The organism is Aetokthonos hydrillicola CCALA 1050 (assembly GCF_017591665.1).
Classification (GTDB): Bacteria; Cyanobacteriota; Cyanobacteriia; order Cyanobacteriales; family Nostocaceae; genus Aetokthonos; species Aetokthonos hydrillicola.
Genome location: NZ_JAAKGC010000106.1, coordinates 1 through 20223 on the forward strand (window position 1 = coordinate 1; position 20223 = coordinate 20223).

General features: G+C 41.0%; 19 protein-coding genes. 13 read left to right on the top strand and 6 right to left on the bottom strand.

All coding sequences use genetic code 11. The features are described 5' to 3' along the window. Positions 1-79: 79 nt before the first annotated feature. On the bottom strand, positions 80-553 hold the full coding sequence (locus G4P69_RS30955; protein WP_208343992.1) for a DUF4058 family protein: 474 nt from the start codon (positions 551-553) through the stop codon (positions 80-82). Positions 554-573: 20 nt separating this feature from the next. Next, entirely contained in the window at positions 574-2064 is a 1491-nt protein-coding gene (locus G4P69_RS30960; protein ID WP_208343993.1) for a site-2 protease family protein, read from the bottom strand. 75 nt (positions 2065-2139) lie between these two features. Between G4P69_RS30960 and G4P69_RS30965 the strand changes: the two genes are divergently transcribed. Beyond that, positions 2140-2880: an MBL fold metallo-hydrolase gene (locus G4P69_RS30965; RefSeq protein ID WP_208353453.1), complete on the top strand. Its 741-nt coding sequence runs from the start codon at positions 2140-2142 to the stop codon at positions 2878-2880. Between the two features lie 223 nt (positions 2881-3103). Here the strand turns inward: G4P69_RS30965 and ctpA are convergent, their stop codons facing one another. Further along, on the bottom strand, positions 3104-4393 hold the full coding sequence (gene ctpA, locus G4P69_RS30970; protein WP_243902551.1) for a carboxyl-terminal processing protease CtpA: 1290 nt from the start codon (positions 4391-4393) through the stop codon (positions 3104-3106). A 494-nt stretch (positions 4394-4887) separates the two neighbouring features. Here ctpA and petB point away from each other — a divergent pair, with 494 nt between their 5' ends. The 10 genes from petB (at position 4888) to G4P69_RS31020 (ending at position 17374) form a co-directional block, all read left to right on the top strand. Then, positions 4888-5535, top strand: a complete 648-nt coding sequence (petB, locus tag G4P69_RS30975) for a cytochrome b6 (RefSeq protein ID WP_208343994.1) — start codon at positions 4888-4890, stop codon at positions 5533-5535. A gap of 388 nt (positions 5536-5923) precedes the next feature. Beyond that, positions 5924-6406 (top strand): cytochrome b6-f complex subunit IV, encoded by a 483-nt coding sequence (gene petD, locus G4P69_RS30980; RefSeq protein ID WP_208353465.1) that lies wholly within the window; start codon positions 5924-5926, stop codon positions 6404-6406. Positions 6407-6721: 315 nt separating this feature from the next. Then, entirely contained in the window at positions 6722-7165 is a 444-nt protein-coding gene (locus tag G4P69_RS30985) for an ATP-binding protein (protein WP_208343996.1), read from the top strand. Between the two features lie 214 nt (positions 7166-7379). Then, positions 7380-8585: a glycosyltransferase gene (locus tag G4P69_RS30990; RefSeq protein WP_208353468.1), complete on the top strand. Its 1206-nt coding sequence runs from the start codon at positions 7380-7382 to the stop codon at positions 8583-8585. A 572-nt stretch (positions 8586-9157) separates the two neighbouring features. Continuing rightward, on the top strand, positions 9158-10975 hold the full coding sequence (locus tag G4P69_RS30995) for a fasciclin domain-containing protein (RefSeq protein ID WP_208353477.1): 1818 nt from the start codon (positions 9158-9160) through the stop codon (positions 10973-10975). 325 nt (positions 10976-11300) lie between these two features. Continuing rightward, on the top strand, positions 11301-11471 hold the full coding sequence (locus G4P69_RS31000) for a hypothetical protein (RefSeq protein WP_208343999.1): 171 nt from the start codon (positions 11301-11303) through the stop codon (positions 11469-11471). An 83-nt stretch (positions 11472-11554) separates the two neighbouring features. After that, the gene (locus tag G4P69_RS31005) at positions 11555-12736 is read left to right on the top strand and encodes an aldo/keto reductase (protein WP_208353484.1); all 1182 of its coding nucleotides are present in this window, start codon (positions 11555-11557) and stop codon (positions 12734-12736) included. A gap of 108 nt (positions 12737-12844) precedes the next feature. Beyond that, positions 12845-13582, top strand: a complete 738-nt coding sequence (locus G4P69_RS31010; protein ID WP_208353481.1) for a superoxide dismutase — start codon at positions 12845-12847, stop codon at positions 13580-13582. A 172-nt stretch (positions 13583-13754) separates the two neighbouring features. Continuing rightward, complete coding sequence (locus G4P69_RS31015; protein WP_208344001.1) at positions 13755-14954, top strand: S8 family peptidase; 1200 nt, start codon at positions 13755-13757, stop codon at positions 14952-14954. Further along, positions 14951-17374 carry an NACHT domain-containing protein gene (locus G4P69_RS31020; RefSeq protein ID WP_208344002.1) on the top strand — a complete coding sequence of 808 codons (2424 nt, stop codon included), beginning with the start codon at positions 14951-14953 and terminating at the stop codon, positions 17372-17374. The genes G4P69_RS31015 and G4P69_RS31020 overlap by 4 nt, the downstream gene beginning before the upstream one ends. On the opposite strand, the gene rsmG is transcribed toward G4P69_RS31020, so the two are convergent. Continuing rightward, the gene (rsmG, locus tag G4P69_RS31025) at positions 17371-18099 is read right to left on the bottom strand and encodes a 16S rRNA (guanine(527)-N(7))-methyltransferase RsmG (RefSeq protein ID WP_208344009.1); all 729 of its coding nucleotides are present in this window, start codon (positions 18097-18099) and stop codon (positions 17371-17373) included. The genes G4P69_RS31020 and rsmG overlap by 4 nt on opposite strands. Before the next feature lie 92 nt (positions 18100-18191). Here rsmG and G4P69_RS31030 point away from each other — a divergent pair, with 92 nt between their 5' ends. Both G4P69_RS31030 and G4P69_RS31035 read left to right on the top strand, forming a co-directional pair. Beyond that, complete coding sequence (locus G4P69_RS31030; protein WP_208344003.1) at positions 18192-18575, top strand: hypothetical protein; 384 nt, start codon at positions 18192-18194, stop codon at positions 18573-18575. Positions 18576-18583: 8 nt separating this feature from the next. After that, entirely contained in the window at positions 18584-18916 is a 333-nt protein-coding gene (locus tag G4P69_RS31035; RefSeq protein WP_208344004.1) for a hypothetical protein, read from the top strand. Positions 18917-19009: 93 nt separating this feature from the next. Here the strand turns inward: G4P69_RS31035 and G4P69_RS31040 are convergent, their stop codons facing one another. Both G4P69_RS31040 and G4P69_RS31045 read right to left on the bottom strand, forming a co-directional pair. After that, complete coding sequence (locus G4P69_RS31040; protein WP_208344005.1) at positions 19010-19438, bottom strand: NUDIX hydrolase; 429 nt, start codon at positions 19436-19438, stop codon at positions 19010-19012. 8 nt (positions 19439-19446) lie between these two features. Further along, positions 19447-19899: a DUF3531 family protein gene (locus G4P69_RS31045; RefSeq protein WP_208344006.1), complete on the bottom strand. Its 453-nt coding sequence runs from the start codon at positions 19897-19899 to the stop codon at positions 19447-19449. Positions 19900-20223: the final 324 nt, after the last annotated feature.

A 20223-nucleotide genomic window follows, 5' to 3' on the forward strand; every position in this document is an offset into this window, starting at 1 on the left:
TTTATGAAAATCTATTTATCGACAACGTCGGATGATAATTATCTGTCAAAAAATGATGCTTTGACACAAGTTCTCTCTTTCAATAACACAATTTTCTCGGATTTTTTTTCAAAATGAGAATTGCTGCTTGTTGACGCTTGCTTTCATAAGCGTTTCGTCCTTCTCCTGAACGCTTATTTTTGGGGGAAAGAACTTCTATAACCGTGACGACTTCCCCTGATTTTACGTCTCGTACTTCCAGGTATCCTTGTCGTACCTCTTGCGGAATGGGAAGCGTTACAGGGATAGGTTTGGACGAGGGTAAAGCAACTGTAGTGTTAGTCTGCTGTTTTTCGGTTTTGACATTTCTTGCTACAACAACATCAGGAATACCAACCAACACAGAATTGTCATCCGTTGTTTTATAAACTCTTTTCTCAATTGCTACACGGTATTTGGGGCGTATATGAGGAGCTATAGCATCAGCAATAGCCACAATCAAACGACTGTGAACCTCTGACCAAAGTTCAGGATTTTCTAAGTAGGGATTCATTCCTGGAAAAGGAGAAGACATTGGTATAACCTGAACAAAAATCAAATGTGCAAAAATTGCGCGATCGCCTGCGGTACTGGAAGCACAATTATCACTAATAAAGCCATTGCTAATAACCCCCAGATATCACGTCCGTTATCCAAATCAGAGACATCATTTAAAGCGGGTTCATCTATCAATGGAATAAACAATAAAATTATCGCCCATAAGAAAAATTCTCTTTGCACTAGAGAAAGTAACAGCAGCAACAGCCTTGCAACTTGACCAATTAGTATTGCATTTTTTTGACCAAACATAGCATGGACAATATGACCACCATCAAGTTGTCCGACTGGCATTAAATTCAACGCCGTTACAATCAACCCCAAAAAACCTGCTATTGCCACCGGGTGCAAATCAATTGCTGATTTTGGTGTTAATTGACTACCTAGCGCTATTTTCGACAGTATAGCTAACAATATAGAATGTTGCGGATTAAGAGCATCAGGATTTAGCAGTCCTGTTTTTTCTGGTAGAGCAATCACTTGAGAATGAGCCAAACCCCATATTAGTAAAGGTAAGGTTGCTAAAAAGCCAGCAAATGGCCCTGCAATACTCACATCAAATAAAGCTTTGCGGTTGGGTACAGGACTCCGCATCCGAATAAATGCGCCAAAGGTTCCCAAGAAGAAGGGTATCGGGATAAAGTATGGCAGGGTTGAGCGAATTTTGTAATAACGAGCCGTTAAATAATGACCCAGCTCATGAATACCTAAAATGAATACCAATGCTAAGGCATAAGGTAATCCATTCAAAAGGATAGCTGGTTGTGATAACAATTTTTCAGCAGTGAGTTGAACACCAGAGGCTTGTGTTCCTACCAAGGTAGTAGTGAAAAGCGTAGCAGCTAGTAAGAATAGTGCTAAGCTTGGTCGCGTAAGCTGTTCATTGTTTTGACTATTAGCTTTGTTTAGCTGAGTATTAGGGACAATGACAAAGAAAGGTTTGCCGTTGAAACCTTCTTGAAAGATTAGTAAGAAGCGATCGCCAAACTGTGCTTCAACGTTTTCCTTAATTTTTTGATACGCATTTGTTGGTGTAGTTCTTAACTGACCTCGGCAGATAACCGCTTGAGGTCTATACTCGATATTCTGGAGGTAGTATATAGACCAAGGAAAACAATTCCGCAGTTGGGTTTCTTCTGCTGGTTCGATAGGACGTACTGAGGGTTCCACCGTAGGAGTGACAATCGGTTGTTGTAATTTTTCTGTTTTAGTGTCAGTTTGTTTACCGTTTATCGATGGGCGACGTCCCCACTGAAATAAAACCCAGTATAACAGAGGACAAATGACTAGTGACCATATGATCAGCGAACGCGGCGGACTTTGTTTCCATCCATTGACTGCTGTCCAACCGGTCCATAGCATTGCTGGGGTCATCAATACTAGCCACAATAACCACACAGGCGTTCGGGTCATTTGAGCAACACTGCGCTGCACCATGAGGTAAGTCACTAGTCCCAGTAAAAGAAGAAACCAAACAGAAACAGTCATGCTATCCTTAGTTATTTGCGAACATCTGAGTCTAGTACAACAGGCTTAGCAGCACCTCAATAAGCGGTTTCTTACATGCGTCCTTTATCGCAAGACTCTAGTCATACAACCAAGCTACCACGGGCAATCCTCTGTTACAAAGGTCCCATTGCCGGAAGTCAACCTTCAGACTTGTTGGCGAATGCTATTTTTGCATTTCCACCAAATCGAGACACCTTAGGAGGAACCTCTTATCTCATTGTAAGAAACGAAAGCAATATTCTGATCGATTCTCCAGCGCTGGAAAAACCAAATCAAGATTTTTTGATTGCTCAAGGAGGCGTGCAGCGCCTATTCCTCACACATCGCGGTGCTATTGGTAAAGCAGAAGAAATTCAGAAAATTTTTAACTGTGAAGTTTTAATTCAAGAACAAGAAGCCTATCTGCTACCTGGATTATCTGTGACGACTTTTAGTAATGAGTTCAGTCTGGATTCAGAAATCAAGTTAATTTGGACACCAGGACACTCTCCTGGATCATCCTGCCTTTACTACAGTAACTTCGGAGGTGTCCTATTTTCTGGGCGTCATATTATCCCTGATCTGCAAGGTAAACCAGCATTATTACGAACAGCTAAAACCTTTCACTGGCGTCGTCAGGTTAAAAGTTTTCAGTTATTACTAGAATCCTTCACAGCAGAAACTCTCCAATACATTTGTCCTGGTGCTAACATAGGCTTCTTAAGAGGAAAGTCTTTGATAGACCAAGCTTATGAGGGCTTAAGAAGAATTCAGGAGTCAGGAGACAGGAGTCAGAATGCAATACTGCTCGGTTAAGCCCCAAAATTCGCCCTGAACTAAAGTTCCGGTTAATAGCTGGCATTGAGCTAAAAGCTCACTGGGTAATCTTTTAACCCATTTTAATGGGTTTGGGCTTTGAGCCGGGAAATTTATTTCCCGGCTCTTAACTGGTTGATTAAGAAGGATTACATAAGATAAACAGACGCGGTGGAAAAATATCTCCGCGTCAGTCTCAACCCTTAACACTCCTGCTACTTGGTTAAGTCCTTGATTCTGACTCCTGAATTCTGACTCCTGACTCCTTGTTCAATTCTTCCGCTCCTGCTAATACAGACTTGTTTTTTGCTAGCAGTTCTACTGCTGCTAGATATTGAGCGTCTGCTTGTGTGCCAATTTGATCGAGACTTACCAAGCTAGAAGGAACAACTTTGTCAGGGTGAATGCCTAATTTATGAATGTCTCGGTGTTTAGGGGTTTCATATTTAGCAATTGTAACCGCCAAGCCGGAACCATTTGATAACTCAAATAAAGACTGGATTAAACCTTTACCGAAGGTAGTTTCTCCAACGAGCTTAGCACGACCATTATCTTGCAACGCGCCAGCTAGAATTTCACTTGCACTAGCAGTTCCTTGATTGACCAAAATAACTAAAGGATCATTTGTTAACGCTGAATTCATGGCTTCAAAGCTACCTTCAACCCCGTACCGATTAACCGTGTAGACAATCGTGCCAGAGTTTAACCACAATCGCGCTGCTTCGATACCCGCTTGCAACAGTCCACCAGGATTGTTTCGCAAATCAAGAATGTAGCCAGCAGCACCCTTTTTTTCTAGACTAGAGATAGCGTTTGCAATTTCTGTTGCGGCATTTGCATTAAATTGCGTCAGCCGAATGTACCCAATGGGCATGTTTTGAGAAGAAGAATCCAATTGAGCTACTACAGGGTTCAGAGCAATGCGATCGCGCACCAGTTGAATTTCTCTTTCACCCTCATTGTCTCGCGCAATCACTAAAGTAACTGTACTACCGATTGGTCCACGCATTTTACTTGCAGCTTCATCAAGAGTCAGCTTTTCTGTGGGTAGTCCCTCAATTTTAATAATGCGATCGCGTGGTTTTATCCCTGCTTTTTCTGCTGGCGAACCTGCTATAGGCGCTAAGACTTGCAGCTTACCAGTTTCAGGTTCTAGGGCAATTTGCAAACCTACACCTGTAAGTTCTCCAGAGGTATTCACTTGTAAGCTCCGGTATTGCTCTGGATTCAGAAAGCGGGTAAAAGGATCATCAAGACTTTGAAGCATTCGTGTAATTGCTGCATAGGCCGCTTCCTCATCTTTGAAAGGCTTCTGTAGAACCTTTTGCCGGATCGCCGTCCAATTTTGATGATTAAACGTGTCGTCCAAATAAGTGCGATCGACAATTCTCCATACCTCTGCTACAAGCTTTTGTTCCGTAGTCATTGCTGCTGCATTCTGACAAAAGCCGCCAAAAGTCAACCCAAACGCTAACAATAGCGAAACCCCTAACTGAAAAACTTTTTTATACATCAGATACACTTTCACAACTATTCAGAAAGAATTCAGGAGTCAGGAGCCAGAATAATTTTTAAACTGACGGATGAATAAAAGGGTTTAAATGCCCATCCTCCGCACACTATCCTCAATCTCCTTGGGGCGAAAACCAACGGAAAGATCCATTTTGGCTCCTGAATTCTGACTCCTGACTCCTTCTTTAATGAAATCTATGTCTCGATTATGTTACTTTTTTTATAGAAGTGGTGAATATTCTAATCAAATGGTTCTGCCAAATTAGGATATGCAAATCCTGCTCACAAAACGATAAGATCTACTTTGTGTCCCTAATCCTTAGTGTTTGGACGCAAAGAGAGCGCAATATATCTTTTCCCAAAGTGTTAAGCTTTCTTAAAATTATTAACACTTGTCAAGCTCATAAGTAAATAAGTAAATCCCTATGAGCTAAAATCCCAAAATCCTTTGGGAAATTTATCAAACGCAATCAATTTCTAGGAACTTGAGATTGTATGGCCAACGTATATGACTGGTTTGAGGAGCGCTTGGAGATTCAAGCGCTTGCTGAAGATGTCACAAGCAAGTACGTCCCTCCTCACGTCAACATTTTCTACTGCCTGGGTGGAATCACCCTCACTTGCTTTCTCATCCAGTTTGCCACTGGATTTGCCATGACATTCTACTACAAGCCAACCGTCACAGAAGCTTTCTCCTCTGTACAGTACTTGATGAATGAAGTGACCTTCGGTTGGCTAATTCGCTCAGTTCATCGCTGGTCAGCCAGCATGATGGTGCTGATGATGATTTTGCACGTCTTCCGAGTGTACCTCACTGGTGGCTTCAAAAAGCCCCGCGAATTAACTTGGGTAACTGGTGTAATCTTAGCTGTGATCACCGTCTCCTTTGGCGTAACTGGCTACTCTTTACCTTGGGACCAAATAGGTTACTGGGCTGTCAAAATCGTTAGCGGTGTGCCAGAGGCAATTCCTGTGGTTGGTACTCTGATTACTGAACTCCTGCGCGGTGGTGCTAGCGTTGGTCAAGGAACTTTGACTCGTTACTACAGCGCGCATACATTCGTACTACCCTGGCTAATTGCAGTCTTCATGCTGCTCCATTTCTTGATGATCCGCAAGCAAGGAATTTCTGGACCTTTGTAAGTGATTGGGGATTGGGGATTGGGGATTGGGGATTGGGTACTGGGTATTGGGGAAAAAAGCATTCATTATCTCCCATGCCCCATGCCCCATGCCCCATGCCCCATGCCCCATACCCCATACCCTATGCTATGTATTTCTGATAAAATACAGGTATTCCTTGCCTAGTAGGAAGGGAAGATGTAGCAGCTGCTTGTGAACTGACCTAAGGCAAAGATAAAAACCTGGCATCAGTATTCATTGAGACGCAAACATATCTGGAGAGCCAGACTGTAAATAAAGAAAGGGCTTTTGGCTAGCCCTTTAAGAGTGCGAATCTCTTAAGAATCTCGCCGCTCTTTTAGGCGCGAGGGTGTCAAATACTCTCAGTTAGTTAAAGCATTTGTAAAAAATGGCAACACTAAAAAAACCCGATCTCAGCGATCCAAACTTAAGAGCCAAACTTGCTAAAGGCATGGGTCACAACTACTATGGTGAACCAGCTTGGCCTAACGACCTGTTGTACGTCTTTCCAATTGTGATTATGGGGTCGTTCGCCTGTATCGTCGCTCTAGCTGTGCTAGACCCTGCTACGACTGGGGAACCGGCAAATCCTTTTGCCACACCTTTGGAAATTCTGCCGGAGTGGTATTTATATCCTGTATTCCAGATATTGCGATCAGTTCCTAACAAACTTTTAGGGGTGTTGTTAATGGCTGCTGTACCCGCAGGACTGATACTCGTTCCCTTTATAGAGAACGTCAATAAGTTCCAAAACCCCTTCCGCCGTCCAGTGGCGACTGCTGTTTTCCTTTTTGGTACTATTGTCACCTTATGGCTTGGTATTGGCGCTACCTTCCCAATCGATAAATCCTTCACATTGGGATTGTTCTAAGTCGATCGCTACCAAGCTTTATAACGCCTGTTAGTTTTTCACGAAGTACCGAAGTTCACAATGGGATGTCAAACTGCTATTAGTGAGTTTCCGTAAATGTACTTTTGAGGAAAGCCTACAGGCGTTAATTTTACTAAATATATGTTACATCCACCCTTTATAAGGGAACAGCAATCCCTATAAATAATAGGGAACCAGTGCATTGCGGAGGACACTCAGTTGTCAGTATAAGGCGGTTGCCCTCCGCAATTTGACTGGCGAAGCAAATTTCACCCATTTATTTCACCCATTTAATATTTATTAAATTTACGGTCAATGCTTAGCATAGTGCAGCAAGACCATCTGAAGGTAAAGAGCGAACTTAAGCTTCTAAACCTTGTCCAGCAATGGTTTGAACACTTTTGTTTAGAACATTTGTCTAAACTAGGTTGGTCAGAAGGTCAACTTTATCGCCTCAACTTAGCCTTAGCAGAAGGCTTTACTAATGCCGTTCGTCATGCGCATCATGCACTACCGCCAGAGACAAGTGTTGAACTTGAACTTTCTCTGTGGATTGACAGATTCGAGATTAGAATCTGGGATCATGGAAAACCTTTTAATCCGGACGCGATCGCAGAACCAGAACCAGGAACTCTGCAAGTAGGAGGATACGGATGGTTTTTGTTACGGCGTTTAGCCGACCGTGTTGTCTATGAACGAGGATCAGACGGTAGAAACTGCCTACTAATTGTTAAGTATGGTCTACCTAGCCAGCAATAATCTTGTAAGAAGTAACACTAGTATAAAAAAAAATACTTAATACCGTAAACTCAGCATTCGAGTTGTCACTGCTCTTTTGCTAAGATTTGTTAGCGAGAAACTTGATACGCAAGAACTCGCAATTTATCGTGAATCAATTGTGATTATAATTACATATCATCAACAATGATGAGTTATTCACATTGGGTTGGGGCAACAGCGACGATCAACGAAAATGCTAGTTACTAAAAAAGTTGGCGAAAGAATCGATTTAGGTCACTCATTGACCACAAAAACCAACCATGTTTTCGTATTCATTGAAGTTTTTGAACGCGAAGGTGGAATTCAATCCTACGTGCAGGATCTTTTCCGAGCCTATCTGGAATTGAGTACACCTCTTTATGCAGAAGTATTTTTGCTTAGAGATAGTCCCAATTGCTCAAATCCTTTTGAATCAGATAGATTAAGATTTCATTACTTTAAAACTTCCTCGCCTCAGGTGGGAAGAGTCAAAATGGCGATCGCCTTATTCTCCCATCTATTGCTCCAAAAACCGGAACATGTCTTCTGCGGTCATGTTAATCTTGCTGTCTTGATTCGTACGCTGTGCCAACCTTTGGGAATTCCTTACACGGTAATGACACATGGCAAAGAGGTTTGGCAAACCTTACCGAGCCTCACAAGATCCAGCTTGCAAAAAGCAGCTTACATTTGGACAGTGAGCCGTTATACTCGAGACGTGGCTTGTGCTGTAAATAACCTGGATTCTGCTAAAGTTAGAATATTGCCTTGTGCTGTTAATGGCGATCGGTTTACTCCAGGGGCAAAGTCAATTTCGCTGTTAGATCGTTATGGTCTAACAGGAGCAAAGGTATTGATGACTGTCGCAAGACTGTGGTCAGGAGATATTTACAAAGGTGTGGATGTGACGATTCGAGCTTTACCGGAAATAGCTCGTGCTTTCCCTGATGTAAAATACCTAGTAATTGGTCGTGGTGACGATCAACCACGATTAACCCAACTCGCTCAAGATTTAGGTGTTACAGATCGCATTATATTTGCTGGTTTCGTCCCTAGGGAAGAATTAGTAGAACACTACCGCCTTGCTGATGCTTATGTAATGCCTTCTCAAGAAGGCTTTGGTATTGTCTATTTAGAAGCAATGGCTTGCGGTGTACCCACTCTATCGGGTAATGGTGATGGATCGGCTGACCCATTGCAGGATGGTAAATTAGGGTGGCGAGTACCACATCGCGATAAAGATGCTGTAGCTAGGGCTTGTATCGAAATTTTAAAAGGTGACGATCCACGTTGTAACGGGAGATGGCTCCGAGAAGAGGCGATCGCTCACTTTGGTATAGAAGCATTTCAACAACGCTTAAAACAGCAGCTTTTAACCCCATCGGTCAATAAAACAGCAGCTACCAACATTTTCTTTTAATAGATAATCCTAGCTTCCGATAGATGTGTTGTAGACCTTGAGAACGGTATACAAATAACTAAAGGTAGAAGCCGTATCAAAGAAGGAGTCAGAAGTCAGAAGGTGGGGATTTAAACCCCTTGATGTATCCGCCTTTATTATTTCTTGTTAAGGAATGTCTTTAAAAGAAACTATTGAGCGCAAAAAGTAGTCTACGATCCTAAGTCAATTCAGGTGTTTGTTAGCATAATCTATTCCATAAGTCAAGCTCATGAAGGGTGTAAAACTACTGAACCAGATTTTAAGCGGATAGAGACGATCTAACTTCTTTAGACTAAAATTCACACTCTAGTCAAGTCAATTATTAATTCAATTGAATTTTATTATTGGCGTGATTTCTTTTGTGACTTCATTCTAAAATAGGCTTCTTAACCTGAGAAAGAACCTGATTTATAAAATCAATTGATGTACGGACGGATAAATTTATCAATACCTGTATTTTATCTTAGCCGACATTGTATTGATTATCACTAACAACAAATCGAATGATTGTGTTTGAATGATTGCACTACATTGTTTTATGAGGAGTTATCATGTGTAGTTTATTTCGTCGGTCATCAGCAAGTGCCATATTGTTAGCTGTGGGAGTCACAGGTAGTACACTGGCTTCGACAATCATTTCTGCTCCAGCTTCAGCTCAGATTAATTCAAGCCCAACTCCTACCACGCCTTCAGATCAGGGGACTCCTCCAGCAAACCAAGCACCTACCACGCCTTCAGATCAGGGGACTCCTCCAGCAAATCTAACACCTACCACGCCTTCAGATCAGGGAACTCCTCCAGCAAACCAAGTTCCCACAGCACCCCAAACATCAGGAACCAACTTTTCTGATGTAGGACAAGATTACTGGGCAAGTCCATTTATTCAGGCTTTAGCTGCAAGAAATGTGATAGCAGGGTTTCCTGATGGTACTTTTAAGCCTGATCAACCCGTAACTCGGGCGGAGTTTGCGGCATTGATTCAGAAAGCTTTTAACCAGAACCCAGTTAGGCAGTTAAGTGCTGGTGGATTTTCTGATGTATCTTCTAATTATTGGGCTGCTGCTGCAATTCAGAGGGCTTACGAAATGGGCTTTATGGCTGGTTATCCAGGAAATGTATTCCGACCTAATCAGCAAATTCCTAAAGTTCAGGCAATTGTTGCATTAACAAGTGGTCTGGGTATAACTAGTAGTAATGCTTCGCCAGATATTCTCACGACATACTACACAGACGCTTCATCAATCCCAAGCTATGCCCTCAATAATGTAGTAGCAGCAACACAAACCAATCTTGTTGTTAATTATCCAGATGTAAAAACGCTCAATCCGATAGGAGCACTCACTCGTGCCGATGCAGCAGCAATTTTCTATCAAGCTTTGGTTAAGCAAGGACAGATGCAACCAATTGCTAGCAATGTTGCAGCATCTCAATATGTAGTAGCTGGAACCTCAACTGGAACCCCGACTACTGCCCAAGCCAACACGATTGTTAATATTGCTGCATCTAGCAATTCCTTTACAACCCTGACTTCTTTATTACAGGCAGCAGGTCTTACAGATACTCTACAACAGCCAGGGCCGTATACAGTTTTCGCTCCTACTGATCAAGCATTTGCTGCTTTGCCGAAAAGTACTTTAGAGAAGTTGCAACGACCAGAAAACAGAGACGCTCTGGTTAAAATTCTGACATATCACGTCGTTTCTGGCGCTCTACCTGCTGAGCAACTTACAACAGGAGAACAAAAAACACTCGAGGGCTCACCTGTCAAAATTAAAACTTCTCGAGACAATCAAGTAAGGGTAAACAAAGCAAAAATACTACAGTCGAACGTTCAAGCAAGCAACGGCGTCATCTATCCAATTGACAAAGTTCTCCTACCACCCGATGTTAAGCTCAGTCAACTGCAAGGAGGCGGCTCTAATGGTGGTGCTAGTGATATCGACGTTGGTAGAGCGACTCGTGGTGGATCTAGCTATATAGGAGTTGGTGGTAACATTGGTCTAACGGGTAATTCAGATTTAGGTGACGGAAACTTTGCGGTCATTTCTAAACTCGGGTTAACACGCAATTTCTCCTTCCGCCCAGGCGCAGTCATTGGCAGTAATCCCGTAGTTCTGCTACCAATTACTTATGACCTCAACCGACGTTCTCAAGGCAGCTTTGGCTTAGGAGCCTTTTCTATATCTCCTTACATAGGTGCTGGTATTGCTATTGACACTGGTAATGGTGCCGATGTTGCTGCACTAGTAACAGGCGGTATAGATATACCTCTGGGTAGTCGATTCACCGTAAATGGATCTGTCAACGCCGCGTTTTTCGATGACACTGCTGTAGGGATAACTGTTGGTATCGGCTACAACTTCAGATAACAACGTTCTGCTTGAGTATCTACTCATAGCTTAACGCTCCTACTATTGTTACCTAACTTTCTGTTTCTCCTCACAGACAAAAATCAGCGCTCTCAAAATGAGAGCGCTGATTTTGCTTTATCAAAAAGTTAATATAAATTAATATAAGAATTGTAAAGATTCGCAAGAATCCCTTTTAGTACGATGAGCGCACGCAGAAAACTACAATTCAACACCGTAGATAAGCGTATAATGTAACCTGTGTGTCTTTTTATTTTCCTCTAACAGTACTAATTTCCGTTTCCATCAATCCTTGACTTGTATCAAAAAGGAGGTTTTCCCAATCATGACACAACCACAACCCAGCGTCACCCCTAAGCTAGAGGAGCCAAAATTTGGGTTTAATGAATATGCAGAGCGTTTAAACAGTAGAGCAGCAATGATCGGGTTTGTTCTTATAGTCGTAATTGAATACGTTACTGATCAAGGAATATTATCCTGGCTCGGTTTAAGGTAAGACGACAAAATCAACAGAAACTCCAAAGCCTATCTTATCTAACAGATATGGCTTGTTTTTTACTTGGTAAGGAAGCGACAGTGATGCTATATAGACGATTTGGACGCACAGAATTACAAATGCCTGTCTTTTCCTGCGGTGGTATGAGGTACCAGTATAAATGGCAAGATGTACCACAATCGGAAGTCCCCCGGGATAATCAAGAAAATTTAGAAGCCACAATTCGACGAGCCGTAGAATTAGGAATTAATCACATAGAAACTGCTCGTGGTTACGGTAGTTCTGAAATGCAGTTGGGACAAATTTTGCCAAAATTACCCCGTGAAAAGTTGATCGTGCAAACAAAAATTATTCCTACTGCAGATAGTCAAGAATTTCTTAGAGACTTTGAAAAGTCATTACAATATCTAGACCTAGATTATGTCGATTTGCTGGGGTTACACGGCATTAACAATCCTGAGTTTTTAGACTATAGCATTCGTCCTAATGGGTGTTTGGAGGTAGCAAAAAAGTTAAAGGAGCAGGGAAAAGTTAGATCTATTGGTTTTTCTACTCATGCTTCCACAGATATGATTATTCAAGCTATTAATACTAACGAATTCGATTACGTTAACTTGCACTGGTATTACATTAATCAAGCAAACTGGGCTGCTATTGAAGCAGCAACTCAGCACGATATGGGAGTATTTATTATCAGTCCATCTGATAAAGGAGGAAAATTATACAATCCACCGCAAAAATTAGTAAATCTTTGCGCTCCTTTATCCCCAATGGTCTTTAATGATTTATTTTGTCTTAGCCATTCACAAGTACATACTATCAGCTTAGGTGCAGCAAAACCACAAGATTTTGATGAACACCTGAAAACTTTAGAATTGTTGGATAATCCATCTGAGGTTTTATTGCCAATTGTGACACGGTTGGAGCAAGAGGCGATCGCTACCTTAGGTGAAGATTGGGTAAACACTTGGCACGTTAATTTACCGACTTTTTCCGAAACTCCTAATCAAGTAAACGTACCAGTGATTTTATGGTTATGGAATCTGGCAAGGGCTTACGATCTGGTAGATTATGCAAAAATGCGCTACAACCTTTTAGGAAATGGTAGTCAATGGTTTCCTGGTAACAAAGTAGACAAAGCAAATCCACTAGAACTACTTCCATGTCTTAGTCGCAGTCCCCACGCAGACAAAATTCCAGCACGACTCGCACAGGCACACCAACTTTTTGACAGCGAAGCAGTACAGCGTTTGTCAAAAAGTTAATAACCGCACTGTACCAGCACAAAAACAGTACTGAAATCACAAATTGTTAAAATTTGTAGCCCCCAATCGAAGAAAATAGAAATAAATACATCTGGTGCGGGAGTTTTTATGAGTCTTAATCGTCGTCACTTTATATTTTTGGTAGGGGCTAGTGCTGGTGCTTTTGGTTTGGATGCTTGCGCTTTTGCACAAAATACAACTGAGAAGTCTAACCCAGGAAGTGCAGAGCAAGCAGGGGTTATTCAATTACCACCTTTGCCTTACGCTTATAATGCGCTAGAACCACATATAGATGCAAAAACAATGCAATTCCATCATGACAAACACCATGCAGCCTATGTAAAGAATCTGAATGAAGCATTCAAAAAACACCCAGAAATCAAAAACAAAAAACTTGAAGATTTACTGGTTAATTTAGAAACGGTTCCAAAAGATATTCGCACCAAGATACGTAACAATGGTGGTGGCCATTTAAACCATTCCATGTTTTGGCAAATTATGAAGCCAAATGGTGGTGGAGAACCAACAGGGGCGATCGCATCTGCAATTAATCAAAGATTTGGTAGTTTTGCTGCTTTCAAACAGCAGTTCAACGAAGCTGGGAGTGGTCTTTTTGGTAGTGGTTGGGTTTGGCTGATTCGCGATCGCAGTGGTAAACTTCAGATCACGACGACACCTAACCAAGATAGTCCTATCGCAAATGGGAACTATCCCATTTTCGGTAATGATGTATGGGAACATGCGTATTACCTCAATTACCAGAACCGCCGAGCAGATTACTTAAATGCTTGGTGGAATGTTATTAACTGGGACGAGGTTAATAAGCGCTTTGCTGCAAAAGCTTAGTGGTTAATTTTTGGTAAGACAAGTAATTTAATTAGTTAAAATATCTCACTTAAACCTACTTAACGCGTACTTTACTATCTATAGTTGGGTTAAGTAGGTTTTCATACAGTAAGTCAAAATAATTCGTATTTGGTATATTTTTTAGCAGGAGATTTTTGTACAAAGCCTTTTAATGACCGTTTACATTATCCGACCTAAAGCGACATCAGTAACGCGATCGCTCACACTAACTTCAAGAACATTCAGCGCAGAAAGCCGTACAGCGCAAGTTGAAGAAGTTGTTGATTTTTGGCAACAAGATCCCGTGTATAGGGAAATTGAACACTGGCTACAAGATGCTGAAAATACCTTAAAGTATCCTCTTTACTCAGGAATTACTGGTGCTAGTATCGTAGAAATGCCAGATGAAGAAGCTGTACAACTACAACGCGATTTACCTGGTGTTTCGGTGTTACGCGATCAACCAATTGAGTTGATTCAACCACATCGCAATTCGGACAATCCAAGAGATGAAGTCAACGCAGCTGATTTATGGCACTTGGATGCGATCGCACTAAAAGAAGCACGACAAAACGGATTTAGCGGTACAGGAAAAAACATTACTGTTGCTGTTTTCGACACAGGAATTGATGATAGTCACTCGGAGTTGCAAGGCAAAGTCGTTGAATCCTATAGTCTCAATAACAGAACACAGCAAATCCAGTTATTACCTTCTCAAGATACCGATGGTCATGGTACACATGTAGCTGGACTGATTTGTGGAGAGCAGGTTGGCGTTGCACCAGAAACTAAACTGATTAACTGCGTAGTCATCCCACAGAAGACAGGGAGTTTAGCAGGGTTAGTTTTGTGGCTAGATTGGGTGGCTACTCGCCAAGACGTAAGCATTGTCAATATGTCACTAGGTTTTCCTAAATATGTTGATTACATTAGTGATTGGATTGATACTCTCTTGGCAGTGGGAATACTTCCTGTTTGCGCTATTGGTAATGAAGGCATCAACAAAACTCGTACACCAGGAAATTGTAGAAGTGCGCTTTCTGTAGGTGCAGGAAATTCTGATGGTAGAGTTGCTGCTTTTAGTGGCAGTGGTATGATATCTGTAGATAACCATTTATATAATGTCCCCTATTTGATTGCGCCTGGAGAACAAGTTTATTCCTCAGTCCAAGGTGGTGGTTATGAGGCTTGGGATGGAACTTCAATGGCAACTCCTATCGTTTCTGGTGTAGCAGCATTAATCTTAGAGAAATATGACAAGCAAATAACTGTAGGGAGTTTATTTGATGCTCTGCTCTCTAGTTGTCAAGATTTGGGACAGTACAAGGAACGCCAAGGTAGAGGTTTAGTTCAAGTGACACCAGCGTTATGAATCTTAATGAAAGCCAAATAGCGAAGATCGACCTCTTGCTTGAGGAAGTTTTGACCCAAGCTCAAGGAAATGAAGAAATTCGTGCAATAATCACTTTGGGTTCTCAAAATCAAATCACAGCAGATTCTAGCAAGCTTGAACCTAGCGACTTTCCTTCAGAGCAGGCTTATCGACAGGCTTTAATTGATCGACGCAAAAGCCAACTTGCTAATGAAGTGGGTGATACTATCGAATCACTGCGAAACTTCCAGTTAAAAATTCTTGGAAGTGGACTTAGTCGCGTTGTGGTGGTAGAAGGTTCAGCAGATGCGATCGCACGTTCGTTAGAAATCCCAGGAGTTAATCATGTCAGCCTGGATCAGCTAATTGCACTGCCAGAAATTGCACCAGATGAAGCGGTTAAACATTTTGCTAACCTCTATATCAGCACACTTGACCGCCTCTTAGATAAAAAAACAACAAAATTAATTTCTCAAGCATCACGGCAATATATCATTAACTACTACAAGCGCCATAATAAGCTGCAAATACTGGGTATGCAAAAACCTGTGGATTTGGATTCCATCTACACAGCGGTGCAATGTTTGCAACCAGAGGATATACGGCGATTTGAATCAATTGATGGTTTACAAGAACTGTACCGCCAAGCGGGGAGACGTGGATTTCAGCGAGGAACAGATAAACAAGACGGGATTGCTGTAGCAAATGAGAAGCAATATTTAATGGTACTTGGTCAACCAGGTGCAGGTAAATCTACATTCTTGCGCAAGTTAGGACTAGAAGCTATTAGGGGTAATAAAAAAGAATGGAAGCATGAATGTATTCCGGTCTTTATTGAACTTAAACAATTTGTTAACAGAGAAATTAATCTAAAAGCAGTAATTTTACAGCAGTTTGAATTGTGTCAGTTACCATTGTGTGAGGAATTTACGACCAAAGCCTTACAGCAGGGTAAATTATTAATTTTGTTGGATGGTTTTGATGAAGTGCCAACAGACAACATCGAGTTGGTAACTCCTCAAATTCAAGATTTTGTTGAACAGTACCCAAGAAATCGGTTTATCGCCTCTTGTCGTACAGCAGCCTATCGGCAAAACTTGCGACAATTTCAAGAAGTGGCGATCGCTGAATTTAATGATGCTCAAATTCGCCAGTTTATTAAAAATTGGTTTTCTTCAGAGGTAGATATAAAAGCTGGAACTGCTGAAAAATGCTGGCAGTTAATCAACAAACAAGATTCATCTAAAGAATTGGCTAAAACTCCGCTGTTGATCACTTTTCTCTGTTTAGTGTATGATGAATCTCAAGATTTGCCCAAAAACAGAAGCTCGCTTTACAGCAAGGCACTAGATATATTGCTAGAAAAATGGGCAGCTGAGAAACGGCTTCCCCGTAATCATATTTCTCGTGATCTAGGCATTGATTTAGAGAAAATCATGCTTTCAAATATTGCTTATCGTAGTTTTCAAGCAGATAAGTTATTCCTTTCCCAGGAAGAAATTATTCATGAAATTAAAGAGTTTATAGAAAGTAATCATAATGCATCTAGGAATATAGAGGCTGAGTCTATACTAGATGCTATAGCTATTCAACAAGGAATCTTAGTAGAACGAGCAAGGAATGTCTATTCATTTTCTCATTTGACGTTACAAGAATATTTAACAGCAAAATATATCGATGATCATCACCAAATTCAGGAATTAGTTGTAGAACATCTTACAGATGAACGGTGGAAAGAAGTATTTTTGCTCGTGGCTGGTTTAATGGACGGTGGTGTAGATGAGTTGCTGTTATTGATAGAAAAAGAGGCACAGAAATACATTAATACACCAAAGCTACGAGCTTTATTCAGATGGGCAAATCAGGTAACAGATGGATCTCCTGGTAACTATAAGCCTGTTGGTAAGCGTGCAGCTGCGATAGCGATCGCCATCGCCAACGCCTACGCCATCGCCATCGGCATCGCCAACGCCATCGCCTACGCCAACGCCATCGCCTACGCCAACGCCATCGCCTACGCCTACGCCAACGCCAACGCCAACGCCAACGCCATTAACAGAATTATTAGAGAAAGTCCTGAATTAGAAAAATTCAAAATATTTAATAATGTTAACTTTAATGAACTCATTGCCCAACTAAATGTACTCAAATCTCAAATTCCTAACGACAAACAGCCAGTGAAAGTCCGTAGAGAATTTGGTAAACGGCTTTTACAAATATTGACAAATGCTTTCCATCTCAGCCCAGAAATAGTCAACTTATCACAAGAAGAAGCAAAAGCACTGAACAATTATCTTTATGCAAATTACCTGATTATACAGTGTAAAGAAGCAGCAGTTATGGTTTCTGCTAAAACTTGGGAAGCGATGGAGAAACGGATGTTATTACCAAATTCAACTTCTAGATTTAAAATTTTCTAAAGCGGTTTTTGACTTGGTACACCAACGCTGCGCGGAAACTTTGCTGGTGTAGTTGCTACCTTCCGTATATATAAGCAGTGACGGATGCTATTACTTAACGGGGTTGTAAATTCATCAATTGATTCAATTATCCCACCCAATTGTTTAACAGCATTTTCTAGAGAAGTTGTTTCCTCTTCTGTCCAATTACCACGGTAAATGATAGCTAAACCATTCTTCTTAATTAATGGTAGGGCGTATTCAGCACAAACCGAAGCTGCTCCAATAGCACGAACTAAAGCAACATCATAGGTTTCTCGATAATAACGCTGCTGACCTATTTCTTCAACTCTAGCAGTAAGAGTTTTGACATTGGTAAGTTCAAGTGCAGTGAGTGTGTTGTCAATAAAAGTAATTTTTTTTCGAGTGGAATCAAGGAGAGTTACGGTGCAATTAGGTACAGCAATTGCAACCGGAATTCCTGGAAAACCTGCACCCGTCCCAATATCAATGAAAGAGAGCGATGTGGAAGATTCTTCCTCCCCTACTCTCGCATCTTTCAACAAATTTACAATTCCTCGCAGTGAATCCCAAAGATGCTTTTCCCAAAACTCTAGGGGTTCGGTAATACGAGTTAGATTCAGCTGTTGGTTAGCTTCCAGAATCAATTCATAAAAGCGCTGGAATTGCGTTTGTTGTTGGACAGTCGGTTGCCAATTAAGTGTTTGCTGCCATATATCTGCCATTTCAGGCAATATTAAGTTATTCACAAGTAAAAAGGGCGATTAGTGTTAAATTAAAGGTAAGTTGATGATTTTAAAATTTAGGAGCAAGTGAGATGGATGTACTTATTCAATCAACCAAAGAATTTGAGAAAGATTTAGAAGGATTTAATAGTTCAGATAAATCTAACATTATTAATGCAATGAATTCAAGTTTTGCACTTCTAAAGAATGATAATGGCTATTTATTTAATGCTAACACTCTTTCTCAACTGCGATCAATAAAGCTGAATCATAACTATGATTCTTCTCTGTATTCTTTGAGAATCGATTCCGAACTTCGCGTAATTCTTACCATTGATAATGACCCGATTTTTCAGATAGTCAATGTTACTTTATTTAGACTTGTTAGAGCTTGTGAAGCATCAAAAGCATATAATTCAGTGGCAAAATCTATTTACAAAGACTTAATCCTTAATCAGGAAGAAGTTGAGGTTTAGCTTAGCTAATGTCACGAATTAAATCTCTTATAGACGAGTATGGCATTATCTACGAAGCAATGAAGATTCTTCCAGACGATCTTAAAATAGATTTTCTAGAAGCTTTGGCTGAACTTGAAGATAATGAATGCCATAGAACCAGAACTTTTCCTAAAACAAGACTTCATAAAGTCAAAGGCATTAAACAAGCAATATATTGTGCTGATATAAACAAAATATCCGGCTGGAGAATCCATATTCAGTATATTGACGGCACAATTCATTTAAAAGACATCATAGAAGGTCAACGACATGATGATGTCATAGAAATCATTAAATCGAAAAAGGATAGATATGAGTAGCAATAGGCAGAAGCAAGTGCCTACCAGAGGTGACTGACACCAACCTTGTTCTAGCTTTGAAACTTCTGGTGGGACACAATTGAATTACTTGCTTCATAGGTATTGAAAAAATTGCTCTGGTACTAACCTTAATTCTCCAGATTTAAAGCGGTTAATATCCACCCATAGGGCTGTCTTTTGCCGCTCACCTTCAGAAAATACTACCTTTTCTAGCTTATAAAACTTTGGATCAGCGAAGTCACATTCATAAAGTTGAATGATCTCATGACCAGGATTGCCGTTGTAAGTAAATATATTCTCTAAACAGCCTAAGTAGCGAATATTTGTTAACTCAGCTTGGATTTCTTCGTCAAATTCCCGATTGAGGGCGGCTAAGCTGGTTTCACCAAAATCTACACCACCGCCCATAGCTCGATAAAAAGTTTGCTGCTTCGTTGGATCGTAGCCTTCCGAGATGAAGACGCGATCGCCATTGCGAATAAGTCCCAAAGCCAAGACTCTAATTTCCCCAGGGTTATGCATTGTTCTTGCTAGTTATCGTAGATGAACGAAGGACGGCTCTCGCTGTCTTCAACAGACCAGTCTTCATTTTCGCCGCCAATGTACAATTGCTCAATAGTGACATATTCTTCATTAAGCTGCTTAAGAGCGTTGATGAGAATATCTAAGGCGATCGCATCAGAAGTGCCCAAATCAAACCAGCAACGTCCCCATGTTCCTTCATACTCGAACTCACCCATATTATGCATCAGTGCTAATAAGCTTTTGTCATAACCTTGGGAGTCATAATCCATGTAGTTAAGATCTAGTCCTGTTTCCTGCACCTGAAGATTTTCAGCATTAAATGCACCCAACTTACCAAGATAAAACCAGGAATCAAAAACCTCTTCTACATACTGCTTTTCACGTTCAGAGGGAATTGTGCTGAACTTCAGCCAAATCCATACATCAAAAGGGTTAAACTCGCGGAACTGTACCTGCATTCCCGTTAATTATCTAATATAAGTAGCTGTGCAAAATTAATTTAGCATTTTAATGGAGCAATGGGCATGGGGCATTGGGCATGGGGCATTGGCAAAGAAATATTTTCTTGTTTGGTTTTGGGCAATAGCGCTCTTCCCCAATGAACTGAAGCCCTATCACCCATGACTGACTTGTTAAGTACTTAGACAGAACTAATTAAGCTGTTGCGCAGCTAAATTTAATATACCGCGTTACCTTTATTTTTAATCTTTCGTTCCCACTTAATAATAAGACCACCTTCATTAAGCAATCGAATTAACAGCTCTTCTAGCTGAGATACTGAT

Bases quoted from the DNA above. Each gene is read 5' to 3' on its own strand.
- G4P69_RS30955 (WP_208343992.1), bottom strand. From the start codon at position 553: ATGTCTTCTCCTTTTCCAGGAATGAATCCCTACTTAGAAAATCCTGAA.
- G4P69_RS30960 (WP_208343993.1), bottom strand. From the start codon at position 2,064: ATGACTGTTTCTGTTTGGTTTCTTCTTTTACTGGGACTAGTGACTTAC.
- G4P69_RS30965 (WP_208353453.1), top strand. From the start codon at position 2,140: ATGCGTCCTTTATCGCAAGACTCTAGTCATACAACCAAGCTACCACGG.
- ctpA (WP_243902551.1), bottom strand. From the start codon at position 4,393: ATGTATAAAAAAGTTTTTCAGTTAGGGGTTTCGCTATTGTTAGCGTTT.
- petB (WP_208343994.1), top strand. From the start codon at position 4,888: ATGGCCAACGTATATGACTGGTTTGAGGAGCGCTTGGAGATTCAAGCG.
- petD (WP_208353465.1), top strand. From the start codon at position 5,924: ATGGCAACACTAAAAAAACCCGATCTCAGCGATCCAAACTTAAGAGCC.
- G4P69_RS30985 (WP_208343996.1), top strand. From the start codon at position 6,722: ATGCTTAGCATAGTGCAGCAAGACCATCTGAAGGTAAAGAGCGAACTT.
- G4P69_RS30990 (WP_208353468.1), top strand. From the start codon at position 7,380: ATGCTAGTTACTAAAAAAGTTGGCGAAAGAATCGATTTAGGTCACTCA.
- G4P69_RS30995 (WP_208353477.1), top strand. From the start codon at position 9,158: ATGTGTAGTTTATTTCGTCGGTCATCAGCAAGTGCCATATTGTTAGCT.
- G4P69_RS31000 (WP_208343999.1), top strand. From the start codon at position 11,301: ATGACACAACCACAACCCAGCGTCACCCCTAAGCTAGAGGAGCCAAAA.
- G4P69_RS31005 (WP_208353484.1), top strand. From the start codon at position 11,555: ATGCTATATAGACGATTTGGACGCACAGAATTACAAATGCCTGTCTTT.
- G4P69_RS31010 (WP_208353481.1), top strand. From the start codon at position 12,845: ATGAGTCTTAATCGTCGTCACTTTATATTTTTGGTAGGGGCTAGTGCT.
- G4P69_RS31015 (WP_208344001.1), top strand. From the start codon at position 13,755: ATGACCGTTTACATTATCCGACCTAAAGCGACATCAGTAACGCGATCG.
- G4P69_RS31020 (WP_208344002.1), top strand. From the start codon at position 14,951: ATGAATCTTAATGAAAGCCAAATAGCGAAGATCGACCTCTTGCTTGAG.
- rsmG (WP_208344009.1), bottom strand. From the start codon at position 18,099: ATGGCAGATATATGGCAGCAAACACTTAATTGGCAACCGACTGTCCAA.
- G4P69_RS31030 (WP_208344003.1), top strand. From the start codon at position 18,192: ATGGATGTACTTATTCAATCAACCAAAGAATTTGAGAAAGATTTAGAA.
- G4P69_RS31035 (WP_208344004.1), top strand. From the start codon at position 18,584: ATGTCACGAATTAAATCTCTTATAGACGAGTATGGCATTATCTACGAA.
- G4P69_RS31040 (WP_208344005.1), bottom strand. From the start codon at position 19,438: ATGCATAACCCTGGGGAAATTAGAGTCTTGGCTTTGGGACTTATTCGC.
- G4P69_RS31045 (WP_208344006.1), bottom strand. From the start codon at position 19,899: ATGCAGGTACAGTTCCGCGAGTTTAACCCTTTTGATGTATGGATTTGG.